We start from the raw sequence: 23,486 nt of genomic DNA on the forward strand, positions 1-23,486 counted from the left end.
TCCCTACCGGAACCATTCCTTCATATTCTTCATTCTTCTCTATCACTTTGTAAACTTCTCTGTATATTTTGGCTATAGGTAGATTCTTCTCTCTGGCTATGTTTTTGCAATCGTCATAGGCGTCTGGGTGCAACATCTCTAAAGCTGCAGCACAAAGCCATACATAGCGAAACCTTAGATTGTAGCACATGTAATCTAGAGTTTTGACGTCTATAGAAAACCCTGTATTGGTTGATCTTTAAAGAGAGTACCAGTATAGCCTCGAATAAAAGTATTACTGAATACTATGAACCAGCAAAATGCCAACACCCAGTAACAAAGAAAACCAAATAGCCTGAGGGCCTCAGACTGAATAGTAATGGAAATTAAATAGGTTGCACATGTGTAGGCACCGAGGGGAAAGGTGAAGGCCCACCACGATAAAGCGTAGGGCAGGTTCTTTTTAAAGATGTAGATAATAGTAATCACACTGGCCGCAATCAACCACCAACAACCGAAGCTCCAGTAAAGCAATCCGAAAAGATTAATAATGGGTGTAACCAGACTGCCCATAAAGGGGGCACTAACAGATCCTAGGTTTAGAAGGGAAATGACTCCCGCTCCGATTGGACCCAGATAAATCCAGATGGTAGGGATTAAAGAACCGGGCAGAGGCGGAGCCACGAAAAATCGATAGATGCAAATAACCGCAATCAACATAAAAAGGAAAAAACCCGATCCCCAAGATGCATAATTAAGTATGAGTAATGATTTTTGTAAGGACTGTGGCCAGTACGGAATCAGTTTGGCACCCGCAATGGGAACCACAATTAAACTCACCGGGGGCATAAACCACGCTGGATTAATGTCTTCAATAGTTATCTTATTGAAGACATTAAGAACCGGAATGATGAAAGCCATTGCCAGTGATAGCACGACCCCTGTAATCCATAAACCTTGAGCAATTTTCACTGCTAAAACCACACCGATATAACCCGTTCCAAGCAAAAGAAAGTCAACCGCCAAAACTAAGCAGGCGATAGGCAATGTGGCAAAAAATTGACCTGTAACTGGATGATTGAGATCCCTGCGTGTATGGTCATAAAATATAAACCAGCGCAAGGTCCAAGGGACTATAAGACCGAGAAAGAGAATTATATTGATGATCCATAGAAATACCGCAATGTTGTTTAGCCATGACCAATAACAGGCGTAGTATTTACTAGCGACAGCGAAAATCCCCGTTCCCATGACAGAGGCGAACCAACCAGGGGACAGATTCCTAATTATCTTTGAAAACTTATTCGTTGTGAACGGGATATTCATCGCCATAACACCTTCCTATGCTTTACCAACGTTTTATGTAAATTGTTCTTATTCCTTTTAAACATATTTTAACTGATTTTACCATTACTTTCTCTGCACTTTTTTATTGTTCTTCTGGACTACTTTAAGCTATAAAATAAGAAAAAGGGCTGTCTCAGCCCCTTTTTACCTGTGATAAATTTTCCGATAAGCTTTTTCGGTAGAGGCCGGGAGGAATACCAATTATTTTCTTAAAAACCCGGGAAAAATAGTTGCTGTCATTATATCCAATTTGCCGGGAAACCTCAGATATTGAAGCAAAAGGATTTTGTTTTAGAAGTTCCTTAGCTTTTTCTAGCCTGGTTGTTATAATAAAATTTGAAAATGTTTGTTTCTGTTCTTGACTAAAAATATAAGAAAAATAAGTCGGGCTCAAATTAACATGCTTTGCTACTTCTTCAAGAGTGAGCGGTTGAACATAATTCTGCAAAATATATACCACCGCTTGTTGGACCAACTGACTAGACCAGGATATTGAATAATCCCTAAAAGAGGACCCGGTTCTGGAGGAGACTCTTTCTCTAGAATGATTCTCCCTAATAAGGGTATTACCATGTGCAATCCCTAATTTAAGGAAATTGTTACTGATGGTATGGAGCGCTTTGCCAAGAATCATCATTTCTTCATGTTTTCTGATGGACATCTGTTCGTAATACTGTAGCAGTCTTGCCTCATTCAAATCCAAGTCCCGGACTCTCTTTAAGATGTTGCTGTTCTCATTCAACATGTTATTTATCCTAATTTCTCCTGTGGCGAGGGCTCCAAGAAATTCCCGCTCACCATGCAGGGGAACCGCAAGTATGTACAAGCCCGCGTGACAAGGAAAAAGATGAGCTTTGTTCGGGTCGAGATGTACGCACTGTCGCACTGAAGCCTTACATCTTTGGAGACCTTCCGGGTGAGCACGAATCAGGCGGCAGAAATTATTTTGAGGTTTAGTTTTAGGTGTAAGAATATAGTCACCATTACAGCTGACGAATTTTACCCAGAGCTGATGCAGGGTGCTAAAGCTATCCAGCACTGGTTGGATGGTTTCAAAGTTTTGGCGCAGGTGAATTGCTTGATTTGACTCCAGGTTCATCATCTCCATCCTACTAATCTTTCAAGTTATAAGTAAAAATAACCAGTATCAGTCCATTCTTTAGTCATAGCAAGCAATCCAGTTTATAGAACAAATGATGCTGGCTATGAACCAGCCAAATCCCTTTCCGGTCTTTCAACCGGACCTCGCATCAAAGTATCCTTCGCTTATTTGATAACTTCCATATATAATTCGCTACTTCCTCCGAAAACCCTTCCATATAATAATATTTTACCCACATATAGTAAACCGGCTGTTATGTAGACATGTATGGCAAGTCATGAATTTGATATAGGATGAGATATCTTTAAGAAACTCATTTTCTTTGTTCTGATTGCAATAAATTGAAAAAGCACAACAAAGCTCATTTAGCCAGTTCATTATGAACTAGCTAGTAAAGTTGATAACCTTCGCTCATACCTCAAAGCCCTGATAGACAAACCCTATTGTTGCTTATTTTTTAAATATTCTCTAATAGAAACAAGGATTTTTATGTTTTTTATGGAATATGTTTGATAAATAGGTAAAGGGAGGATGAAATTTATGGCTAATATTTTGATTGTTTCCTGTACTAAAATTCGTGATGTTAGTTGTATTGCTTGCCTAAAGTGTTTTAAAGCCGCTGCGCTTAAAGAGGGTGAATTTGCTAAGTATGATTCCGTTCAGATCATGGGTCTCAGTGGTTGTGGGGATTGCCCTGGCTTGGTTATGCCTAAAGTTGGCTTAGTTATGGAAATGGCGGATTATTTATTGCAAGATATAGATGCTATTCATATCGGCACATGTGTAGTCAGGGCCAAAAACACTGCCGCCTGTCCCATTGACCTTGACGGTATTAAAGCGAAGTTAGAGGGAAAATTTGGCAAACCAGTAGTTCTAGGTACACATAATTATTAATAACGCTTGCTTTACTGGGCACGCCACACAGAGAAAAAGGAGGCATCGCGGCCTCCTACATCCAGTTATTTTTTGAATCCCGTATAAATATGGACGGCATCTCTCAGAAACTCTGCCATACCCGGTTGTTGCTTATCATAATATGCAGTAAATCTTGGATCATCGACATACATCTGGGCCACTCCTGCATGTGCCTCTTTCGTGTAGCTATCCCAATAATAACACAACCACTGGCGATGGAGATCTGCCGCTGTTTGGGCCAATTGACCAGCAGGGTCGCCTGTTTTAAACGCAGCATGAAGAGTTTCAATCACCTCTGTAGCAAGCTTCGTTACCTCATCATATTGCTCATGTGACATACCTTTAACTTTTTGATTGGACTTATTAACTGTCTCATCCCCATATTTTTCGCGAATTTCCTTTCCGTACTTCTCTTCATTGTCATCCACTAATTTTTGCTTAAAACCTTTAAACTTTTCTTTATCCATCATCTTTATTCTCCCTTCGGTTAGCGCAATGGTCTTTTCAACATTGGAGATCAACACATCCAATTGCTCTCGTTTTTCTAGAAGCTTAACATGGTGTTCCCTCAGAGCCTGTGTTTCGTTAAACGATGGAGCGGTTACGATATCTTTAATACTTTCTAAGCTAACACCAAGCTCGCGATAGAAAAGAATCTGTTGCAACCGATTTACCTCAGCTTGCCCATAAATGCGATACCCTGACGAGTTCATTCTTGCCGGCTTAAGAATTCCTATCTCATCATAATATCTCAAGGTCCGAGTGCTGACACCTGCCATGTGAGCTAATTTCTGCACTGTGTATTCCATGTGATCACCTCCAGATAAAACTTTACACCTTTACGCTACGTCAATGTAAATAGGGATTTTTGCATTTTTTAAAAGAGTTTTTAACTATGATTTAAATCGAGGCAATACTAAATCTAAGATTAAACACGTTACTAACCCTGATACAAAGCCTGAAAGAAACATCATTGACGTAATTGCATTTGCGAGATCCGCAAATCCAACATGGACCGTCTTCGCTAGGTAAAGGTAGTATCCCCCAGCAAGTAAGCAGAGTAAGGCTGGTGAATATTTAACTATCTTTACACGCGATAACCGCCATAGTAGGTATGTTATACCCGAAAAGAGTGCCACAATTCCAAGTAAAATGAGTAACAATCTAGCCATCACACTAACCTCCAGTAAATCATTTAAATTTTACAGCCTTAGCTTTAGAGTCCCTCCACTCCTTGTTGTAACTATAAGAAGTAAAGGGTCCTTAGATGAATTCAAATCTTTAAAGATACATGATTTTTCAAACTGCCAAATTACAGTAATTCCTCAATACCGTGACTTTTTTACTTTTAATTCGTTTTAGTTAATGAGGAGGTGAAAAAGTGGCCACAAAGAAAATCCCATTTACTGAGCATAACATGGAGACCTGGTATCAACAACCGGTAGCATCGCACTGCCACTCGAATAATGAACACCCACTTTATAGCAGAAGGTGTCGCAAAATACATAGAATGGATAAATAATAAGTAGCCAGCAACCTTAATCAGTGTTGCTGGCTTAGTATTTTTTTAAAAGCCCAGTTAGCTAAGGACACGATGATTGACACAATAAATGACGTTCCAAACCCTCGAATGTAAAAACCCGGTAAAAAACCACTGGTAAGCATAATCATCCAAGTATTAATTACAATAGTGAAAACCCCTAGTGTTAAAATATTCAGCGGGATGGTCAAAATAATTAGCACAGGCCGAATCAAAAGGTTGACCAGACTAAGGACAATACCTGCTCCTAAGAAGTGGAAGGGGGTTGCTGCTTCAATGGGCAATAATTGGGCTGCCAGGAAAAAGGCAAGAGTGTTGATTAAAACGCGGTAAAAATATCTCTGTCGTTTCATCCTATCTCCCCTTACTTTAAACTTATTTTGACCTGTACATCTTCTGTTTCCACATCGACAACGTCCAGTCCTTTATACCTGCTCAGGTCTTTAATGAAGCCATGTGAGGCTACAATTATCCCACTTAGCGAAATTCCTTTAACCCAATTCAGATGGTTGCGAGCCTTCTCATCTCTAAATGTTGGAACATTCTTTAAGGCCAATTCCCCTATCCAAGCTAGGTCAGTAAGGGCCTCCATGAATTCATCAACTACCCAGATAGGCACCGGAAATGCGAATCCCCAGCGCCGTTTAAGTTTGATCCGTACCATTAACAACCTAGCTGATTTACTCCACACACACTTCCACCTTGATTCTTCCCTCTTGAGGGTCTGCAACTTCAACGTCAACGATCTTGCCATCCACGCTTTCTTCAATGATTCGGACAAGCCCTTCAACGTCCAAAGCTTGCAAATCAAGACCTTTTTGTTCCAGCTCCGCACGCTTATCCGCAGGAACAAAGCTCATTGCGTAAACAATAAGTTTAGAGGCTGATCGTATCAGGCTGAAAGGAACATTGACATTTACCTTTAATGTTTTTTCGCCGACGACCCGAACACGCAAGAAGCGATCCCCGTAAGTTGCGGCCATCTTCGCCCTTTTTTCCGGCTCAAATTCAGCTATCTGAGGAACTTCTTCACGCGGACTCCCCTCCTCAATCGCCTTTAACAGATCCATCCCTTCAGTCGCTGTAAGTTTACCTTCTTGAATCATCTCAAGAATCTTCATTTTTTCGTTACTCATTATCCTGACTCCTTTCTTATTTACCCATTTTTCTCATTTGATAGGTAGCTTCTTGTGCTGAAATATCCCCTCGCTCGAGGGCTTCCAGAATCTCCTGCCTGCGTAAACTTTCCTCTTGTGAGTCCACCTTTACCTTTTCCTGCTCCTTTTCCACACTGTAACCTAGTGTTTCAATCACACTATCTAAGCGACTTCGAACGGTTGGATAGGATATACCCAACTCTTTTTCCACCTCTTTGATATTTCCCCGGCATTTGATAAACGCTTCCACAAAAATTAGTTGTTCTGCCGGAAGCTGACAAAATTTACAGGAGCTGAAATCTCCTTCAATTTTAGTCGGACAATGGGTACAGGTTAATTTACTGATTCGCATTTCGCAATCACACACCGGACACCGATGGGGCATTTTATAAACCAAGATCATCACCTCTAACGTCAGTTACTTGTAGCAGTACTATGTTTAAGATCATAACTCCGTTTATTCAATATGTCAATAAATACTTTAACATTATTAATTAATACATTAATAATGTTAAAGTTACAACTTTAAAGCTTATCTTTTCAAGCCCCCCTAGAATTATAGTTTACAGCACTGCAGCTGAAAAGATAGGTTGCCTCCTGGCTGAAGAGTGGATATTGGGAGTTTGTTGACGATTTGCTGAGGAATTCTCAAAAGTGCTATACTATTTCTTAACAAACAAATTAGGTATGGGAGGTTTTATAATGGCATTACCACCTTTTCTAAAGTTCCTAGAATCAAATGACCCTGACTTTGGACAAGCTATTGACAAAGTAGTCTCGTCTGCTATGACACCCGGAGCTCTAGATGAAAAGACTAAACTCCTGATTGCCTTGGCTTTGGATGCCGCTCATGGTTCAGTTCCAGGGGTAACTTCAGTAGCTAAGCAAGCCAGGTCAGTTGGGGCAACCGATGCCGAAATTGCTGAGGCTTTGCGTATAGCTTACTTCGCATCAGGCAATTCGATCTTAATGGCATCTTCAGCTGCCTTTAGAAAAAATGAGTAACTTAAATCATCCCTGTTTACTGATATACTATGGCGAAGTTACATAAGCCTGCATTCTAAATATAAGGAGAATGATTTTGATGAACGAGACAATTTCAACAATTCTAAGTAGACGCAGCATCAGAGCTTATAAGCAAGAACAAATTAAGGATGCGGATTTGCAACTAATTTTAAAGGCGGGGATGTATGCTCCCAGTGCCATGAATCAACAGTCTTGGCATTTTACTGTAGTACAAGACAAGGATACTATCCAGAAAATAAATCAAACACTTCGAGGCATTTTCCTAAAGTCAGGTAATAAACGCTTCGAAGAGATGGCGAAATCTGATAAATTCAATGCTTTTTACAATGCTCCTACCTGGATAATTATATCCGGCGACGAAAAAGCTATTGCGCCACAATGTGACTGCACCTTGGCAATGGGAAATTTATTTTTAGCCGCTTCTTCTATAGGTATAGGGTCTTGTTGGATTCATGCCCTAACTCACTTAAGTAATAGTGAAGAAGGTAAGGCTTTAATGAACGCCTTAGGCATTCCCCAAGGATATAAGATATTTACTTCAGGTGTCTTTGGTTATGCAGCCGTAGAAACCCCGACTGCAGCACCAAGAAAAGAAAACACGGTAACTATCATTAATTAGATTTGACCCTAAAGAAAGTTCTTTCGCTTTAGCACAGACTGAAGAGTATGAATTACATCTTCAATAAAATTCTTAGATCTATGTTTATTAGGAAACTAGAAAGAGGGACTTCGGCTGATGACGAAGTCCCTCTTTCTAGTTTCGTTATTCTGATCTCATTCTACACAAGCGCTTAATCTTTGGCTTGAATGGCCATGATACGTTCACAATCCACGCTGTACCAACGATGCCGACTTTCCTGAAAAATACCCTTGCCCACAATCGATCTCTAGTTCCCGTAAAATATAACCATATTGCAGCATTTTCCACATATTCGGCAATTGTCGCCTTGCCCAAGGCGTGGGCAACAGCGTTAATAGCCTGCACCAAGGCCTTGTTCGTTAATTTTTGTACGTTACATTAATTGGTTTATCGCCTTAAATTTTACGAAAAAGGTCGTACCGGCAGAGGAAGATTCTACAATGATCTTGGCATTATGTCTTTCAGCTATACTGTAACACGACGCTAAGCCCAAACCAGTACCGCCTTCCTTTGTTGTTAGAAACGGTGTCCCTAATCTCGCAATAATTTCATCATTAATTCCTGCACCTTGGTCTTGTACAGCAAGGACTATATTGTTTTCCTCCATATAAGTCATTATTTTGAGTGTCCCCTTTGCGGGCATTGACTCTAGTCCGTTTCTTGTGAGATTTAGGATTAACTGTCTTATTTCCCTCTCATTCATTATCGCTTCAGCTACTTCTTCAGTTTCCAATTCAACTTGTTTATCCTGATTCGTAGCATCAGCAAAAATTAAAGGATACAATGAATTGACTAAATGGTTAAGTTTTACTCCAGTATCTAATTTTGATTTTGTTTTTGCTATAGATAAAAACTCAGTAAGAATGCTGTTCGCCCCATCTAACTCGCTAATCATCAAATCAAAGTATTCTACGTTTTGTTGGGACATATCTCTACTTTTTAATATCTGTAAAAAACCTCGTACTGTAGTCATAGGATTACGTACTTCATGGGCAATACTGGCTGCTAATTCTCCAACAAGATTTAGTCTATCTAAACGAGTTACTTCCTCTAAAGCCAGTTCTCTTTTAGTAATATCATTCATTTGCATTAGAAATAATTGTTCACCATTAGAATCTTGAAAAGGTTGCTGGAATACTTCGAAAATAGTGTCTCTAATAACACATTGCCATTGCTTGAGTGTTTCCGCTTCGGAACTCAGTAGTATTTCACAATTGCTGCAAGGTTCATCTTTATTATAAAAAATACAATGACACTGCTTATTATTGGTTTCACCAAAGACCTCTTTGAAATTATGGTTAGCAAAAACTATTTGCCCTTTGATTGTTCGAATACAGACTAATCCTGGTAATTCATCAATTAACGAATAAAGGCGCTTTCGTTCATCTTCCAATTGATTGTTATAGCTTCTTAATAGTTTTTCAGTTTTTTTACTCTCTGAAATATCATGTAAAATTATCACAACACCTAATATATCTTTAAATTCATCATAAATAACCTTCCCAGATAATTCACATGCCTGGCTAACATCCTCATTATTAATGAGATCTACTTCTATGCTATGAATACTCCCTGTTTGAAGAAGATTTTGAAAAATTTCCTTATTATTTTCAACCATTGTATGAAATGTTACTTCTGTCATACTTTCTAAAGCTATATTATTGGCCTTTTTTATCGAAAGATCTTCTCCTATAATAAAAATTGGATCATTAACATTTTTAAATATATATTCAAATACATATTCAGAAACATATTTTGGAGTTATTTCTATTAATTTATATTTCTTTATTGAGTACCAAATACCGATTAATCCAATAGGAGCTGTTAAGATTCCCACTGTAACAATTGGTATTTGGAATAAAGGCAAGACAATATCCGTGAAAATAGCAATTGTAAAAGAAAGTAGAGTTGTTATTCCAATAATCTTGGCTTGTTCTTTTTCTCGTTGCAATTTAGAATTTTTAGCCATTTTTCTGAAGATCATTACATTTAAGATTGCAGATAAAACAGTATAAACATAAAACAGTATTTCCCAGAAATTCACCGGGTACCTGTCGCTCCATCCGTTGTTTAAATGATAAAGGACATCACTTGGGTTATATCTCAAAGTATTTATGTAAAATAAAACCGCTGGAAGACATAAAAGCAATATTTTTCTACAACCTAGTTTTTTTTCATTGCCATTTTTAATCATGAGGGCGGTAATTAACCAAATGCTAAAAAAAGCACACCATCCCAGAGCTGCAACTAATCTCCAAAAATTAGCTGAATATATGTCTGAGGCATTAAACATAAAACTATAACCTATTGCCCACAAAAACAAATCAATACACATAATAAATAACATTCTGCTTATATTTGTATTTCGATCTTTTAAGATTATATAAAGTCCAAACAGAAAATAAAATATGGCTCCTGTGAAAAAGATCAAGAAATATATCTGCATCATTCTAATGTGATCCCCTCAAAATCATTAGTATATTTGACTACTAAATTGGTATCTACCAAAAAATGGTTAAATCTACCGCATGCACTTCTATTGCCCTTTTCCACTCCCTTGTATATCCGATTACTCTAACCCTATATTTTCGACGATAAGAGGTAAAGCTCCTTCTTCAATTAAAAAAATTGTGGTTGTTCAATAATTATTAGTTTTAGAGTCCATAGTTAATTTGAAAAAGCCTGGCAGGATTCGGGATCTTACCGATTCACTAGACAGGCTTTTATCCTAAACTTATTTAATAGTCGGTGACGCGTAGGCTGCATATGAGCAAATAACTACGCTTATTCTACAGAAAGTATCGAAGTTTTGCTTTCTAAAAATAAGTACAAAAAAAGTCCCCTCACTTGGAGGGGGAGTAGGCTGCGTATGTTGTATCTTTATTATAGCCTAGATTTGTTACTGTTCCATGAACTCTTTGTAAGGAATATGTTAAATTTTATTTGCTCTTTGTATTTCTTTTTAACACGTTAAAGATCGTAGAATATCGGTCATTCCCAAACGACTAGCAGTGGAAGAGAACAGACACCTTAAGTAATTTGAATTCTAGATTAGACGTTAATCCTGTCAAGGTGTACTATAGAACAGTAAGCAAATTTGGGGTGATCATACGATGAGTTATATGCAAAAAGGAACTGTAGCCTTCCGTAAAACCAACGTGGCCTTATTTTTTGGTGGTTTCAACACATTTGCTATCATGTATTGTACGCAACCGTTGTTACCTGAGTTTTCCCGGGAGTTTCACATTTCTCCCGCTGTAGCTAGTCTGTCGCTTTCACTAACGACGATTGCCTTGGCCGTCAGCATGTTATTCGTCGGTTCCCTATCCGAAGTCAAGGGACGAAAGCCCCTCATGATATTTTCTCTTTGGGCTGCATCCCTGCTGACCGTTGTTATCCCTTTCGTCCCCAACTATTATTCACTCCTCTTCGTGCGTGTCCTTCAAGGACTTGTCCTAGCAGGTTTACCCGCTGTGGCGATGGCCTACCTCAGTGAAGAGATTGCACCTGCTAACTTAGGGATAGCGATGGGACTTTACATTAGCGGAAACTCAATTGGCGGTATGAGCGGGCGGATTTTTATCGGGATGCTCAGCGATTACTTCAATTGGCGGATAGCACTTGGTAGCATCGGTATCTTAAGTATCCTGGCGAGCTTAGTATTTTGTTACTTGCTGCCGGAGTCGAAACACTTTCAACCGCGCTCGTTTGACATTGGAGAATTGCTGAAATCAATGTTCAACCACCTAAGGGACCCCGGACTGCTTTGCTTATATGGGATTAGCTTCTTTCTAATGGGCAGTTTTGTCACACTCTTTAATTACATAGGCTATCAATTAATTGCTCCCCCCTACTTGCTCAGTCAAACGACCGTTGGCTGGATTTTTGTGATCTTTATCGTCGGGACGTTTAGCTCGACTTGGCTGGGCCGCTTATCAGACATTTATGGACGCCGCCAAGTGCTTTGGGTTGCTCTGCTGGTCATGGCCACCGGCGCACTCATTACCTTAAGTGTTCCTTTAGTGCTCAAAATCTTGGGCATTGCTATTTTTACCTTTGGTTTTTTTGGCAGTCATTCCCTTGCCAGCAGTTGGGTTGGACACCGGGCTATTCATGACAAAGCCCAGGCCTCAGCTCTTTATCTTTTCTTCTACTATGTAGGTTCTAGCATCGGTGGAACAGTCGGTGGTATCTTTTGGTTGCTGTTTGGCTGGGGGGGCGTCATCTGCATGATCTTAAGTTTCTTGCTACTCGCTCTTTTCCTGTCGCTTCGCTTGAGCTCTATTTCACAAGATATTAATCGGAAGAACCAACAAAGGAACTGTCATATCAAAAGCTAAGGCGGCAACGAGTTTGATGGAACGGTAAGAGTTGCACAAAGCATTTTTTGGATATAATATCAACATGTAATAATTCTCATTGCCTCTACTGTTTAAGATCCTGTACTATAGATCAAGGGTTTGCAGTTACAGTTATTAGCTCCTATTAGAGAACTAATTATCCGGTAATGGAGGACTAACAAGTTTTGTGTAGAATTAACTTTTATTAACCCCTATGATTTGGAAGGAGAAAATTTAATGACCAAAATCAAAATGAATGTCCCCTTGGTAGAAATGGACGGGGACGAAATGACTCGAATTATTTGGAAGTGGATTAAAGAATTATTAATTGAACCTTACGTTGAACTTAAAACTGAGTATTATGATTTGGGATTACAGAAAAGGGATGAGTCTAATGACCAAATTACGACGGATTCAGCCCTTGCTACCATAAAATATGGCGTTGCTGTTAAGTGTGCCACCATCACCCCCAACGCTCAACGGATTAAAGAATATAATCTAAAAGAAATGTGGAAGAGCCCCAACGGTACTATCAGAGCAATTCTTGATGGTACTGTTTTTAGGGCGCCGATCATTGTTGACAGCATTAAGCCGTTTATCCGCACTTGGAAAAAGCCCATCACTATTGCTCGACATGCCTATGGTGATATCTACAAGGACGTCGAATATAGAGTGGAAGGCCCAGGTAAAACCGAGCTTGTTTTTACCGGAGAAAACGGCGAAGTACGGCAGACTATTTTTGATTTCCAAGGCAAGGGTGTAATTCTTGGGATGCATAATATCGACAAATCCATAGCAAGTTTTGCCCGAACTTGCTTCAATTATGCCCTCGATGTCAAGCAGGATTTGTGGTTTTCGACAAAAGACACTATTTCCAAAAAATATGATCATACTTTTAAAGATATATTCCAAGATATCTACGACCAAGAATACAAGCAGAAGTTTGAAGAAGCAAAGATTGAATATTTCTACACTCTGATTGATGATGCTGTAGCCCGAGTTATCCGGTCCGAAGGTGGTTTTATCTGGGCATGCAAGAATTACGACGGTGATGTCATGTCCGACATGGTGGCCACTGCTTTTGGCAGCCTAGCCATGATGACTTCGGCATTAGTATCTCCAGACGGTTATTATGAATTCGAAGCTGCCCATGGTACGGTCACTAGGCATTATTACAAACACCTTAAAGGCGAAGAAACATCGACCAATTCTATGGCTACAATTTTTGCCTGGACTGGGGCTTTAAGAAAACGCGGCGAACTAGATGGGATTCAAGAATTAGTAGAATTCGCCGACATGTTAGAAGCAGCTTCCATTAAGACCATCGAAGAAGGGGTTATGACCAAAGATTTAGCAGAACTGTCTGAAGTAATGAATAAGAAGGTTGTCAATACACGTAACTTCCTGATTGAAATCAAACAAAGGTTGGACGAAATCCTCTAATTTAAAAATCGCCACAAGGAGAGAAACTACATGGATATTGTGAAGCCCTCAATCTTACCGGGGTTTATGGAACTCTTACCAGCTGATCAGTTGTTGTTTAACCGCATGTTAGATACAATTCGTTTGAACTACGAGAAATTCGGGTTCCTGCCCATCGACACTCCGATCATCGAAAAATCCGAAATCCTTCTAGCCAAAGGGGGCGGGGAAACAGAAAAGCAGATTTACCGCTTCAACAAAGGGGATACTGACCTCTCAATGAGATTCGATCTGACTGTCCCCCTGGCGCGCTATGTAGCCCTACACTCCTCCGATCTTACCTTTCCTTTTCGCAGGTACCAGTTAGGCAAGGTCTTCCGGGGTGAGCGCAACCAAAAAGGCCGTTTCCGAGAATTTTACCAATGTGACATTGATATCATAGGCAATGGGCAATTAAGCATTCTCAACGATGCTGAGATTCCCGGCGTTATCTACTCAACCTTCAAGGACTTGGGCTTTGAATCGTTTACTATCCGGATTAATAATCGGAAAGTCCTCAATGGTTTTTTCTCAGCTTTAGCCCTGCCCAACAAAGCCGATGTGTTACGAATCATCGACAAGTTGGATAAAATCGGCCCAGAAGCGGTCATTAAGGAACTCCGGGAATTAGGTATTGAAGAATCCGCTATCGTTAGACTTATGACGTTCATTCAACTCAAAGGTAGTAATGAAGAGGTTCTGACAAAACTTAAAGCAATGGGCCTGGATGACCCAGAATTTAACCTGGGTCTGGAGGAACTTACCCAAGTGATCCAGCATGTTGGGCTCTTGAATGTCCCCGAAGAAAACTACCAGATTGATCTTACCATCGCTCGTGGTTTAGATTATTATACCGGGACGATCTATGAAACGATCCTCAATGATTACCCAAGCATCGGCAGCGTTTGTTCCGGTGGACGATACGATAACTTGGCCGGTTATTACACCAAGCAGCAACTGCCTGGTGTCGGAATATCGATTGGCTTGACTCGTTTATTTTACCAGCTAAAAGAAGCAAATTTTTTCAAGGTTGAGAATCCAGCACCGTCCCAGGTTCTGATTGTCCCTCTGGGGGATACTGTTTCTTATGCCTTGAATGTTGCGCAAAAATTAAGAACACAAGGGGTTTCGCTTCAGATCTATTATGAAGACGGCAAAATTGCCAAAAAATTAGGGTATGCCGACAAACTTAGCATTCCCTGGGTAGCCCTCTTAGGAGAAAACGAAGTGGCTGAAAACATGGTCACCCTCAAAAACTTGCAGACTGGCGAGCAAAAATCTTTGAGGCTTGATGAGGCTGTCAGGCTCATACAAACAACATAGTTAAAAACCGAGGCTGCGCCTCGGTTCTTTTATTGTTCGTGGATAGCTAGTTCCCCATTCTCTTCTCCATCGCTTTGATTAAAACTGTTTCAGATCTTCCTTCAGCCTTTCCTTTATTCTCTGGAGCCTCTATCCTCGTTAGCTGGTCACGAAGCTCAGCTTCTCTGGCATCTTACAGTATTCTTGCCTTTTCATCCTTACTGATGATCTGCAATAAATCATAAGCTTTTTTGATATCCTTGTTCTTTTCTGCTAACATCTCAATCACTCCTTTTGATTTTGCATCTAGGAATTCCATCCATTCAACAATTCGGTCATTCTCATCTCTTGGAATAGCCATATTTGCTAGCTTTATGATCTCTAGGAAATGAACCTCTAAGATGTCCGTCAACCGGTAGCCGGTTTCGTCCTCTGTCAAATGATAGCTGGAGTACAACTTTTGAAGTGGAGTACATTGAAAATCAACGATGTTGATGGTGATACATTTCTTTAGCTTGGAATAGGTATCATATGACTTTACTTGACTTGTGTAAATCTTAGACCAGTAGAACATGGTTCTTTCGGGCATGAATTCTGTCGGAATATTTAATTATTTAACGATGAAATCTTAAAAAGCCAGATCCTAAAATCTAGCAATACGAAAAAGATCAATCTTGGGCAATAAGCTATCTATATGAGTTCTAGGTAAATCATTGTGTGCTCTTAATAAACTCTATTTCAGTAAACTTTCATCCCAACCCCACTTACCAACCTTCGAAAGCGGACTCTGTACTTGACCGCTGGCTAGGCTTTATAAAGCGGCGATCTGCTTGAACTTAGCAAGGCGCTACGGTGCGGTGATTGGGTATAAATGGTGTGGCTGGAATAAGCGAACAAGTGACCTAATGCGTTTGAAGGCCTATATTCTTTCTATAATTCGTGATATGTGCCAAATGATGATTACCGTGCCAAGCATATAACCCAATTGCCTTTTTAAGACTTAAATCTCCCACTTCAGGGTGACAAAATTGACGATTGAGTTCAACAGGTGACATCGACCTGAGTAAAACAGACCATCTTTTATGTAAAGTTTCTAGAAGATTCAAAGAAACATCCACCGGTAAGGTTCGAGCATCTTCAAGCTCAGCCCATAACGCTTCGTTAAATGGCTTTATTGTCGGAGTGTCCTCAGTTAATGCGAGTTTAAATCTAATGTAACTATTCATATGACTATCAGCTATATGATGAATCACTTGCCGTATCGTCCATCCTCCTGGTCTATAAGAAGTACTCAATTGTTCCTCAGACAAATCTTTAACTGAATCGGTAAGTAACCGAGGTAAAACCTCAATTTGGGCAATCAAATTTTCAACTTGATCTAGACTAACATCTTCTGACATATTAAATTGACCGATAGGATACCGAAGTTTATCCATTGACAAGACCTCCCAAACTTTTACTAATTTATTTAACTATATCCTGAACACCATTCCGCCATTACAACTAACGCTCTCTGCGTGATTAACACGTCAAATCAATACATTCGTAATAATTCCACAATTATCCTCCACTTCCTGCAATAAGAACGCAAAAAGAGCGTCCAAAAACGCTCCGTTAATTTAACCTCCAACACTCTCCGGGTAGAAGTGCCACCTTTAGTACCCCAACGCAAGACTCGGTACTTGACCACTGGCTAAGCTTTATCAAAGTGGCTTCTTGAACTTAGCACGGCGCAACTGGCGGCGGGGTGATTCAGCCCGGTCATCACAAAGGTGAACAAATATAAAGAGCGCACAGGATATATTATCCTGTAAAAAGATCATCGATGTAGCATATAGGTATGGCTATGAAACACCCGAAGCCTTCACAAAAGCTTTTGGGGAAATGCATAGAATAAGCCCTTCGGCTGCGCGCGGGCTGGGTGCAAATCTCAAGGCATATCCAAAATATTCCTTTCACATTTCAATAAAAGGAGATGAAGATATGAATTACAAGATTGTTGATAAAGGAAGCTTTACAGTAGTAGTTAAACAAAGAAGGATATCTTTAGTGGACAAAGCACATTGAGACTGAAGAATGTCGGTTTTGAAAACTGTTGACAAATTCAGTTGATAGTTTCATTAGATTTTTTTATTGCTATAAGATAGTGTATAAGTCCGCGTGCCTACACTATTTAATGATTCAATACAATAATGATACAATTAACATATTACCTACAATTAATTTTCTCCTTGCATTTTATTATACATTTTCAAGCCTTATCTTTTTATATAGTCATATCATTATCTAACCAATCCAGTCAGCATTTCCACTGTAGCTGGGTCATAATGTGAGAAGAATGCACTCTCTTTCTCGTCTAAAGCACGGATAGCTTTCATGTCATCTTCGGTCAGCTCGAAGTCAAATACATTGATATTCTCAAGCATGCGCTCCTTGTGGGTGGACTTCGGAATCACGACTACATCGCTCTGAAGCAGGAAGCGAAGCGCAACCTGCGCTGCCGATTTGCGATACTTCGCACTGATTTCATTCAGAACAGGATTGGTAAAGAAATCCTTACGGCCCTCAGCAAACGGCCCCCAAGATTCATGTTGTACTTCATACTTCCTCATGATTTCATGGGCCTCTGCCTGCTGCTGGAATACGTGAGTTTCCACCTGATTCACTGCGGGGATAATCTCAACGAAATGGCACAGGTCAATCAGTCTGTCAGGATAAAAGTTGGAAACACCGATAGCACGGATTTTGCCCTCCTTGTAGGCTTCCTCCATCGCACGATAGGTTCCGTAATAATCATTAAACGGTTGATGAATGAGAAGCAAATCAATATATTCGGTTTTCAGCTTTCTCAAGGATTCCTCGATCGATGCCTTTGCCTTTTCATAGCCGCCATTGGAAATCCATACCTTCGTTGTGATGAAGAGTTCCTCACGAGGTACTCCACATTTCTCGATGGCATAGCCGACACCCTCTTCATTTCCGTAAGCCTGTGCCGTATCGATGGAACGATAGCCTACGCTGATGGCATCCAGAACACAACGCTCACACTCTTCCGGTGTCACCTGATAGACACCATAACCTAATTTCGGCATCTTCACACCATTGTTTAACACGACATACTCCATGTTTTTGTCCTCCTAATCATCTATTTCGCAAAGCACCCGTACCATGGCACCTGCATCCTTAAGCTGCGGAATCACATCTTCTACCATATCACCCAAATGCACGACATCGAAGGGTGCCGGGATTCTCCACCATATTTGCATGATATACGGTTCCGTCAATCGTCAGTTTGAATTTTCTTCCCATATTAAATTTCAATTTTACGAGAAGCTGAATGACAGGTCACCCAGTGAGTCATCCAGCTTATTCCCTGGTGTTATTTCAATTTGTTATATTCTTCATCCGTTACAGGCTCCAACCATTCAGCAGGACCAGCTGATGCATTTGCTTCTATTGCAAGATGAACAAACCAACTATCCGCCGCCGCACCATGCCAGTGTTTCACATTCGGAAGTATTTCCACAACATCACCTGGAAGTAATTCCCGTGCTGGTTTCCCTTCTTCCTGATACCATCCTCTTCCACCTGTAACCAAAAGAATCTGCCCCCCAGGATGTTTATGCCAGTTGTTACGACATCCCGGTTCAAACGTTACATTGCCAATTGGACACTTTAATGGACTATTAGGTGGTACAAGCATCTTAAGATAGTTAGTCCCGATAAAATACTTTGCAAATGCCTCGGGAGCCTTTTCGCCTTTTGCGAAGATTACGCTTTCACTCAAATTATTGGTATTATCCATGTTTGATTCTCCTTTATGCAATATCGGGTAAAACATCTTTACCGTTCCCGGATTACAGACACATTAAAGATATTTTCAACATCCTGCTGGTTCAGCGGCTTATATCCCGGCATCATTCCGTTTCCACAGGATTTCTTGTCCATTATTTCAAACTTGGAATCATCAATGCCGATTTCTGTCAAGGTGCTCTTTAAACCGAGGGTATTAAAGAAGAAATCGGACAGCATTTCAATGGTCTTTTGGCCAACTTCCAATGCGGGAAAATCCAAAGCAATCTCTTCATGATAGCTAAAGCAATTTCTTATTCATATTCACCTTGTCTGTTTATACCTGTGGCTTTAAGGGACCATAGAAATAGGAGGCTGTTGCACCGCCATCAATTAAGAAGTCCGCACCAGTGATAAATGCTCCCTGGGGACTCATCAGCAGTTCTGCCACATTGGCTATCTCATCTGCTGTTCCCGGACGACCTGCCGGGCATTTGGCAAACATATTCTTGTAGAAATCACCTCTGGGGCCGTTAAACTCATCAATGGCCAGCGGGGTGACAATGATTCCCGGAGAGATGGAATTGATTCGCGCACCTCTGGCACCCCATTTTATAGATTCCACCATAACCCTCTTTGCATTGCAGCGTTTCGCCATCTGATAGGCGTGCAAGGTATCTTTGATATTCTCCGGCTGAAGCACTTCCAGTTTCAGAAGATCTTCCGTAGAAGTACAAGCCAGCTGCTCATCCACTTCCGCACTAAGTGCAGGCATCCGGTGACCGGACTGGCTGGAAATCGTCACACCAGTACCGCAGTCTTTAATAACCCTCCCGACTTCCTCCAGCAGAACGGCTGTGCCGTACAAATCCACCTTCAAAATCGCTTCAATCGGTGCCTGACTGGGGGAAACACCAGCAGAATTAACCAACATGGATATCTCACCATACTTCTGTGCTTCCGCAATCAGGCAACGTATGGAATCTCTGGATGAGAGATCCATCTCCATCGGGACCACGTCAAATCCAGCATCAGTCATAATTTTAGCAATAGTCTGCGCATTCTCCAGCTTCTTATCACCAACAACAAGCTTTTTGTCAAAGCCCATTCTTCTGGCAATAGCCATACCAATTTGACCGGCACCGACCCAAATCATTACTTCTTTCATGCGACTATTCTCCTTTAAATGCACTCTTCAAAATAATAAAGGTTTCTCCTGTCTGTCATTAAAGTTTGTTGTATTCTTCATAAATTCTTTTACTTCACTCATTTACTGTCCCTCTCCCTTATTGACTTTCTGGAATCATCTCATTTAAATAACTGATTGCGCTTAATGTTCTTGGATAACCGATGTAAGGCAGCAGATTAGTAACAACCGATAATAAAAGCTGTTTATCATTTCCTACATTTAAGTTTGCCATTATGTGGCCTTTTGCCTGTGGTTCGCATCCCCCCATAGCAATCAGCATGGCAAACGTAAGCAGTTCTCTTGTCTTGATATCAAGTCCATTTCTTGTATAATAGTCTCCAAAACAGTTTGCGGATAAATATTTCCGAATATGAATCTGACTTTCTGGAGAATTATCATACATCTTGTCAATTGCTTCTGCTCCAACGATCTCTTTTTGGATGTTTAATCCTTTCTCCATTCTGGTATCCGGATTAGTTGTTGACTGACCCTCTAAAGGAAGTTCAATACCCTTGCTTATAAGAATTTCATTAGTACCATGAATAAAATCAAAGGATTTTGCCATGCCGCAGTATGGTACGGACTGATAAACTATCTCTTTGATTTCTATTGGCGTAACACCTACGTCTGATGACCTGCTTCGTTTGCACCGAGTACAAACTGATCGCAAAGCTGATCAGAATTTCCGCCTTTTCTCGGGCTGGCGGATAGCACCAATACTTTTTTACTCATAAACTAATCCTCCACTCTTTTTAGTTCATTTTCCTTTTTAACCACTGACTGTTCATAGCTCTCAATTTTGTAATTCAAGCGTTCTAGTGTTTTCTGCATATCTTCCATTCTTTGAATTAGCTGCTTACGCTGTTCAGTTAAAAGTTCTTTTCTGGCCTGGGTAGTTTCATTTCCCTGTTGGAACAGCGCAACATACTCAATTAATGCTTCTATTGGAAGACCTGCATTTCTCATACATTTGATAAATTCGACCCACCTGCAATCCTCTTCCGTATAATCCCTGATTCCGCTTTTATTGCGGTTAACATGAGGAATCAGTCCGATGCGTTCATAATAGCGAAGTGTATCCTGAGTAAGATCGTATTTTTCACTGACTTCTGCAATCATCATCTGAGATTACCTCCTCGTCTTTACAACCATATCACCTGGAGTTAACTCCAGGTCAAGCAATTATTCCCATAGTCATTTTCACCCTACTTCCATCTTTATTTTCTAGTAGGAAACTGGGGTGTTACATCAAACATAGCTGATACATCTTTTAAATGCTCTGTGATCTTCAAATGCTGTGGGCAGGCTTTTTCACATTCCTTACAGCCGATGCAATCACTTGCCTTACCATGATTATTAGCCGTAAGGTTTATATAATAGACAAACTGACTTGAAAAATTAGTTGTCGTTGCACGTTTGGCACTGTTGTACAAAGCAAAGTAATCCGGTATCGCAATCCTTTTCGGGCAGCCCTTTTCGCAGTATCGGCAGGTTGTACAGGCAATTGCCGTATTTTCATTGATAATTTCGATGACCTGATGGATAATCCTGTACTCTTCTTCGTTCAGCGGTTTGAAGTCCTCCATATAGGAAGTATTATCAAGCACCTGCTCCATTGTGTTCATTCCGCTGAGCACCATGAAGACGCCTTCCTGACTGGCAGCATAGCTGATTGCCCAGGACGGAATGGATGCTTGGGGATTATAGTCTTTCATTAGCTTTTCTGCTTTTTCCGGAACTGTTGCCAGAGTGCCTCCTTTACAGGGTTCCATGACGATAATCGGTTTCTGATGCTTTCTGGCTACCTCATAGCACCTTCTTGACTGGATACTTGGGTTTTCCCAGTCGATATAATTGATCTGTAGCTGGACAAAATCCAATTCAGGGTGGGCCGTTAAAATCTCGTCCAGTAATTCCGGTGTATCATGGAAGGACATACCAAAGTTCTTAATCTTACCTTCTTTCTTTTTATTAATTCCAAAACTGAAACTATCAAGTTCACACGCTTTCTTATACGAAATAACGCCAATATTATGCAGCAGATAATAATCGAAATACTCCACATCGCATTTTTCCAGCTGTTCATTAAAGACTTTTTCTTGATCCTCCACAGTTTTGATATCTCTCATCGGAAGCTTTGTGGCAAGAGCAAAATCATCTCGTTTATGCCTTTTTACAAGAGCTTCTCTCATGACGTCCTCACTCATGTAGCTATGATAGACATAAGCCGTATCAAAGTAAGTAAATCCTTTCTCCAAAAAGGTATCTACTAGTTTGTTTAACGTTTCTGTATCAAAGGAAGTCTGGTCATTTTTGTCTAGGAGTGGTAACCTCATACATCCAAAACCTAAATTTTTCACTTCAATTTTCCCCTTTCTAAAATGCTTTATATAGTTTTCAGCTTTGTTGCTCACACTATTTCAAAGCACTATACCTACGATATTTAGCAAGAGATCAACCTTGTGTCATAGTCTATCATCTGGAGTTAACACCAGGTCAAGCACTTTTTAATAGGAATACAATTAAATTTAACCGTATTCCTATTAGAAAAGGACCATTCAATATTTAACTTGATTAATGAGTATTTGTTCCGAAATTGAACATCGTCGAACTTGTCAATCCTACTCTCCTGCGCTATCAGATAATCCCTTAATTCCTCCACCCTCTTTTCTCGCATTGTTCGCTCAATTTGTTGCTCTTTAAGTTTCTTCATCCGATTTTGCACCTTTTCTATTTCCGCACTAAGAACTGAATGTCCATTCTCATCAACATTTCCAGCCTTTATACTCTGCTTTCCCAATCCCTTCATTTTCTCTTGCAAGTTCTCCAGGCGGGCGTAAAGCTCTTCCATTGTATATTCTTCAGCTATCGGCTCAAGACCATGGTACATGTCTCTTGAAAGTTCCTCCAGATAGATTTCTTTTCTATCAATAACCCAGTTCATAGCTCTTACAAATGTTTAACAATTTAGTATTTTTATATGACGGGTCACAGAAACCCTACATGATCTATGAAACAAGAACGTGGAGATATCGGGCCACTGTAGTTATTTGCTGACCCTCCCGAGGCCTAGCCGTCCCCTTTTAGCCTTTTAAGGCAGCGTTAATAACTCCCGGTTCAACAGAGGCAGACTGCTGACAACGTCATATTTAGCTGGCTTGTCATTGCACCAAAATGCAAAGACTGATGACAGAAACATTTGAACTTCCAGCAATAAAGAATGATATGCTTGCGTGGAAATAAATTCCGGATAACACAGTTAACGCCAATGGAAATAATACCTATCCGGATGGTGTTTTTTTGTGCCCAAAACAGAAAAACCTAGGAATCAGCTACGGCCTTAAAGATGTGGGACTCGGCCACTATAGAACACGGTATAACTACGATGAAATTTGAATCACATGAGATTTTTCTCACATTTTATTGTTCTGTGAATAACACACCTGCTATTTCAAGCCAGCTTTCAAAATCCGCTGCCAACACAATGTTTGAGAAAATAATTGGTCGCAGCACTAGCACTACAACAAAAAATCCCAGGCAGTATGGACCTAGGACTAAGTAATTACATGCAGTTTCCCTTTTAGATAAACCAACTTTCCTTAAATACAATAAATTACTATGCCAGTCCCCACAAAACACCCAAAACGCTCCGGTTGATGCATAACCAGTATCCTTCAACCTAACCCCCAACCTATT

At 40.3% G+C, this 23,486-nt stretch carries 26 protein-coding genes and 2 pseudogenes; 7 read left to right on the top strand and 21 right to left on the bottom strand.

Features of this window, described 5'->3' with window-relative positions:
• Positions 1–210: 210 nt before the first annotated feature.
• Positions 211–1,311: a TDT family transporter gene (locus DSBG_RS12905; RefSeq protein WP_242877609.1), complete on the bottom strand. Its 1,101-nt coding sequence runs from the start codon at positions 1,309–1,311 to the stop codon at positions 211–213.
• Between the two features lie 148 nt (positions 1,312–1,459).
• A complete protein-coding gene (locus DSBG_RS12910; protein WP_176716273.1) occupies positions 1,460–2,428 on the bottom strand; it encodes a PocR ligand-binding domain-containing protein in 969 nt (322 codons plus the stop codon).
• A 540-nt stretch (positions 2,429–2,968) separates the two neighbouring features.
• Between DSBG_RS12910 and DSBG_RS12915 the strand changes: the two genes are divergently transcribed.
• Positions 2,969–3,322 carry a CGGC domain-containing protein gene (locus DSBG_RS12915; protein WP_068964734.1) on the top strand — a complete coding sequence of 118 codons (354 nt, stop codon included), beginning with the start codon at positions 2,969–2,971 and terminating at the stop codon, positions 3,320–3,322.
• Between the two features lie 65 nt (positions 3,323–3,387).
• Here the strand turns inward: DSBG_RS12915 and DSBG_RS12920 are convergent, their stop codons facing one another.
• From DSBG_RS12920 to DSBG_RS12945, 5 genes are all read right to left on the bottom strand, one after another.
• The gene (locus DSBG_RS12920) at positions 3,388–4,152 is read right to left on the bottom strand and encodes a MerR family transcriptional regulator (protein ID WP_068964735.1); all 765 of its coding nucleotides are present in this window, start codon (positions 4,150–4,152) and stop codon (positions 3,388–3,390) included.
• A 733-nt stretch (positions 4,153–4,885) separates the two neighbouring features.
• A complete protein-coding gene (locus DSBG_RS12930; RefSeq protein WP_068964737.1) occupies positions 4,886–5,236 on the bottom strand; it encodes a phage holin family protein in 351 nt (116 codons plus the stop codon).
• An 11-nt stretch (positions 5,237–5,247) separates the two neighbouring features.
• Positions 5,248–5,574, bottom strand: a complete 327-nt coding sequence (locus DSBG_RS12935; RefSeq protein ID WP_068964738.1) for a hypothetical protein — start codon at positions 5,572–5,574, stop codon at positions 5,248–5,250.
• On the bottom strand, positions 5,564–6,019 hold the full coding sequence (locus tag DSBG_RS12940) for an SHOCT-like domain-containing protein (RefSeq protein ID WP_068964739.1): 456 nt from the start codon (positions 6,017–6,019) through the stop codon (positions 5,564–5,566). The genes DSBG_RS12935 and DSBG_RS12940 overlap by 11 nt, the downstream gene beginning before the upstream one ends.
• A gap of 16 nt (positions 6,020–6,035) precedes the next feature.
• Positions 6,036–6,437 (bottom strand): DUF2089 domain-containing protein, encoded by a 402-nt coding sequence (locus DSBG_RS12945; RefSeq protein ID WP_068964740.1) that lies wholly within the window; start codon positions 6,435–6,437, stop codon positions 6,036–6,038.
• A 305-nt stretch (positions 6,438–6,742) separates the two neighbouring features.
• Here DSBG_RS12945 and DSBG_RS12950 point away from each other — a divergent pair, with 305 nt between their 5' ends.
• Positions 6,743–7,045, top strand: a complete 303-nt coding sequence (locus DSBG_RS12950) for a carboxymuconolactone decarboxylase family protein (RefSeq protein WP_068964741.1) — start codon at positions 6,743–6,745, stop codon at positions 7,043–7,045.
• A 79-nt stretch (positions 7,046–7,124) separates the two neighbouring features.
• On the top strand, positions 7,125–7,685 hold the full coding sequence (locus tag DSBG_RS12955) for a nitroreductase family protein (RefSeq protein ID WP_068964742.1): 561 nt from the start codon (positions 7,125–7,127) through the stop codon (positions 7,683–7,685).
• Positions 7,686–8,079: 394 nt separating this feature from the next.
• On the opposite strand, the gene DSBG_RS12960 is transcribed toward DSBG_RS12955, so the two are convergent.
• Complete coding sequence (locus DSBG_RS12960; protein ID WP_068964743.1) at positions 8,080–10,155, bottom strand: ATP-binding protein; 2,076 nt, start codon at positions 10,153–10,155, stop codon at positions 8,080–8,082.
• A gap of 664 nt (positions 10,156–10,819) precedes the next feature.
• Here DSBG_RS12960 and DSBG_RS12965 point away from each other — a divergent pair.
• The 3 genes from DSBG_RS12965 (at position 10,820) to hisS (ending at position 14,830) form a co-directional block, all read left to right on the top strand.
• Complete coding sequence (locus tag DSBG_RS12965; protein WP_068964744.1) at positions 10,820–12,046, top strand: MFS transporter; 1,227 nt, start codon at positions 10,820–10,822, stop codon at positions 12,044–12,046.
• A gap of 237 nt (positions 12,047–12,283) precedes the next feature.
• Positions 12,284–13,489, top strand: coding sequence for an NADP-dependent isocitrate dehydrogenase (locus tag DSBG_RS12970; RefSeq protein ID WP_068964745.1), 1,206 nt, complete (start codon positions 12,284–12,286; stop codon positions 13,487–13,489).
• Between the two features lie 30 nt (positions 13,490–13,519).
• Positions 13,520–14,830 carry a histidine--tRNA ligase gene (gene hisS / locus DSBG_RS12975; protein WP_068964746.1) on the top strand — a complete coding sequence of 437 codons (1,311 nt, stop codon included), beginning with the start codon at positions 13,520–13,522 and terminating at the stop codon, positions 14,828–14,830.
• A 172-nt stretch (positions 14,831–15,002) separates the two neighbouring features.
• On the opposite strand, the gene DSBG_RS12980 is transcribed toward hisS, so the two are convergent.
• Positions 15,003–15,398 (bottom strand): Rpn family recombination-promoting nuclease/putative transposase, encoded by a 396-nt coding sequence (locus DSBG_RS12980; protein ID WP_242877611.1) that lies wholly within the window; start codon positions 15,396–15,398, stop codon positions 15,003–15,005.
• Between the two features lie 313 nt (positions 15,399–15,711).
• Complete coding sequence (locus DSBG_RS12985) at positions 15,712–16,245, bottom strand: YfiT family bacillithiol transferase (RefSeq protein WP_068964747.1); 534 nt, start codon at positions 16,243–16,245, stop codon at positions 15,712–15,714.
• A gap of 352 nt (positions 16,246–16,597) precedes the next feature.
• Between DSBG_RS12985 and DSBG_RS23755 the strand changes: the two are divergent.
• Positions 16,598–16,864 (top strand): annotated as a pseudogene (locus tag DSBG_RS23755) (helix-turn-helix transcriptional regulator); the annotation flags it as partial.
• A gap of 227 nt (positions 16,865–17,091) precedes the next feature.
• Here DSBG_RS23755 and DSBG_RS12990 read toward each other — a convergent pair.
• From DSBG_RS12990 to DSBG_RS13030, 11 genes and pseudogenes are all read right to left on the bottom strand, one after another.
• Positions 17,092–17,934 carry an aldo/keto reductase gene (locus tag DSBG_RS12990; protein WP_068964748.1) on the bottom strand — a complete coding sequence of 281 codons (843 nt, stop codon included), beginning with the start codon at positions 17,932–17,934 and terminating at the stop codon, positions 17,092–17,094.
• Positions 17,935–17,946: 12 nt separating this feature from the next.
• A complete protein-coding gene (locus DSBG_RS24055) occupies positions 17,947–18,075 on the bottom strand; it encodes a hypothetical protein (protein WP_282434216.1) in 129 nt (42 codons plus the stop codon).
• 113 nt (positions 18,076–18,188) lie between these two features.
• On the bottom strand, positions 18,189–18,614 hold the full coding sequence (locus DSBG_RS12995; protein ID WP_068964749.1) for a cupin domain-containing protein: 426 nt from the start codon (positions 18,612–18,614) through the stop codon (positions 18,189–18,191).
• Positions 18,615–18,652: 38 nt separating this feature from the next.
• Entirely contained in the window at positions 18,653–18,883 is a 231-nt protein-coding gene (locus tag DSBG_RS13000) for a hypothetical protein (RefSeq protein WP_068964750.1), read from the bottom strand.
• A gap of 55 nt (positions 18,884–18,938) precedes the next feature.
• Positions 18,939–19,769, bottom strand: coding sequence for an SDR family oxidoreductase (locus tag DSBG_RS13005; RefSeq protein ID WP_068964751.1), 831 nt, complete (start codon positions 19,767–19,769; stop codon positions 18,939–18,941).
• A gap of 118 nt (positions 19,770–19,887) precedes the next feature.
• Complete coding sequence (locus DSBG_RS13010; protein ID WP_242877613.1) at positions 19,888–20,355, bottom strand: carboxymuconolactone decarboxylase family protein; 468 nt, start codon at positions 20,353–20,355, stop codon at positions 19,888–19,890.
• 62 nt (positions 20,356–20,417) lie between these two features.
• Positions 20,418–20,522 (bottom strand): annotated as a pseudogene (locus tag DSBG_RS22505) (flavodoxin family protein); the annotation flags it as partial.
• Positions 20,523–20,525: 3 nt separating this feature from the next.
• Complete coding sequence (locus DSBG_RS13015; RefSeq protein WP_068964752.1) at positions 20,526–20,912, bottom strand: MerR family transcriptional regulator; 387 nt, start codon at positions 20,910–20,912, stop codon at positions 20,526–20,528.
• A 95-nt stretch (positions 20,913–21,007) separates the two neighbouring features.
• Positions 21,008–22,156, bottom strand: a complete 1,149-nt coding sequence (locus DSBG_RS13020) for an aldo/keto reductase (protein ID WP_068964768.1) — start codon at positions 22,154–22,156, stop codon at positions 21,008–21,010.
• 119 nt (positions 22,157–22,275) lie between these two features.
• Positions 22,276–22,734 (bottom strand): hypothetical protein, encoded by a 459-nt coding sequence (locus tag DSBG_RS13025; RefSeq protein ID WP_141694310.1) that lies wholly within the window; start codon positions 22,732–22,734, stop codon positions 22,276–22,278.
• A 476-nt stretch (positions 22,735–23,210) separates the two neighbouring features.
• Positions 23,211–23,468 (bottom strand): hypothetical protein, encoded by a 258-nt coding sequence (locus DSBG_RS13030; RefSeq protein ID WP_068964754.1) that lies wholly within the window; start codon positions 23,466–23,468, stop codon positions 23,211–23,213.
• Positions 23,469–23,486 lie beyond the last annotated feature (18 nt).

Source organism: Desulfosporosinus cupriresistens (genome assembly GCF_001707885.1).
Taxonomy (GTDB): Bacteria; Bacillota; Desulfitobacteriia; order Desulfitobacteriales; family Desulfitobacteriaceae; genus Desulfosporosinus.

Bases quoted from the DNA above. Each gene is read 5' to 3' on its own strand.
- DSBG_RS12905 (WP_242877609.1), bottom strand. From the start codon at position 1,311: ATGGCGATGAATATCCCGTTCACAACGAATAAGTTTTCAAAGATAATT.
- DSBG_RS12910 (WP_176716273.1), bottom strand. From the start codon at position 2,428: ATGATGAACCTGGAGTCAAATCAAGCAATTCACCTGCGCCAAAACTTT.
- DSBG_RS12915 (WP_068964734.1), top strand. From the start codon at position 2,969: ATGGCTAATATTTTGATTGTTTCCTGTACTAAAATTCGTGATGTTAGT.
- DSBG_RS12920 (WP_068964735.1), bottom strand. From the start codon at position 4,152: ATGGAATACACAGTGCAGAAATTAGCTCACATGGCAGGTGTCAGCACT.
- DSBG_RS12930 (WP_068964737.1), bottom strand. From the start codon at position 5,236: ATGAAACGACAGAGATATTTTTACCGCGTTTTAATCAACACTCTTGCC.
- DSBG_RS12940 (WP_068964739.1), bottom strand. From the start codon at position 6,019: ATGAGTAACGAAAAAATGAAGATTCTTGAGATGATTCAAGAAGGTAAA.
- DSBG_RS12950 (WP_068964741.1), top strand. From the start codon at position 6,743: ATGGCATTACCACCTTTTCTAAAGTTCCTAGAATCAAATGACCCTGAC.
- DSBG_RS12955 (WP_068964742.1), top strand. From the start codon at position 7,125: ATGAACGAGACAATTTCAACAATTCTAAGTAGACGCAGCATCAGAGCT.
- DSBG_RS12960 (WP_068964743.1), bottom strand. From the start codon at position 10,155: ATGATGCAGATATATTTCTTGATCTTTTTCACAGGAGCCATATTTTAT.
- DSBG_RS12965 (WP_068964744.1), top strand. From the start codon at position 10,820: ATGAGTTATATGCAAAAAGGAACTGTAGCCTTCCGTAAAACCAACGTG.
- DSBG_RS12970 (WP_068964745.1), top strand. From the start codon at position 12,284: ATGACCAAAATCAAAATGAATGTCCCCTTGGTAGAAATGGACGGGGAC.
- hisS (WP_068964746.1), top strand. From the start codon at position 13,520: ATGGATATTGTGAAGCCCTCAATCTTACCGGGGTTTATGGAACTCTTA.
- DSBG_RS12980 (WP_242877611.1), bottom strand. From the start codon at position 15,398: ATGCCCGAAAGAACCATGTTCTACTGGTCTAAGATTTACACAAGTCAA.
- DSBG_RS12985 (WP_068964747.1), bottom strand. From the start codon at position 16,245: ATGGATAAACTTCGGTATCCTATCGGTCAATTTAATATGTCAGAAGAT.
- DSBG_RS12990 (WP_068964748.1), bottom strand. From the start codon at position 17,934: ATGGAGTATGTCGTGTTAAACAATGGTGTGAAGATGCCGAAATTAGGT.
- DSBG_RS24055 (WP_282434216.1), bottom strand. From the start codon at position 18,075: ATGCAAATATGGTGGAGAATCCCGGCACCCTTCGATGTCGTGCATTTG.
- DSBG_RS12995 (WP_068964749.1), bottom strand. From the start codon at position 18,614: ATGGATAATACCAATAATTTGAGTGAAAGCGTAATCTTCGCAAAAGGC.
- DSBG_RS13005 (WP_068964751.1), bottom strand. From the start codon at position 19,769: ATGAAAGAAGTAATGATTTGGGTCGGTGCCGGTCAAATTGGTATGGCT.
- DSBG_RS13010 (WP_242877613.1), bottom strand. From the start codon at position 20,355: ATGGCAAAATCCTTTGATTTTATTCATGGTACTAATGAAATTCTTATA.
- DSBG_RS13015 (WP_068964752.1), bottom strand. From the start codon at position 20,912: ATGATGATTGCAGAAGTCAGTGAAAAATACGATCTTACTCAGGATACA.
- DSBG_RS13025 (WP_141694310.1), bottom strand. From the start codon at position 22,734: ATGAACTGGGTTATTGATAGAAAAGAAATCTATCTGGAGGAACTTTCA.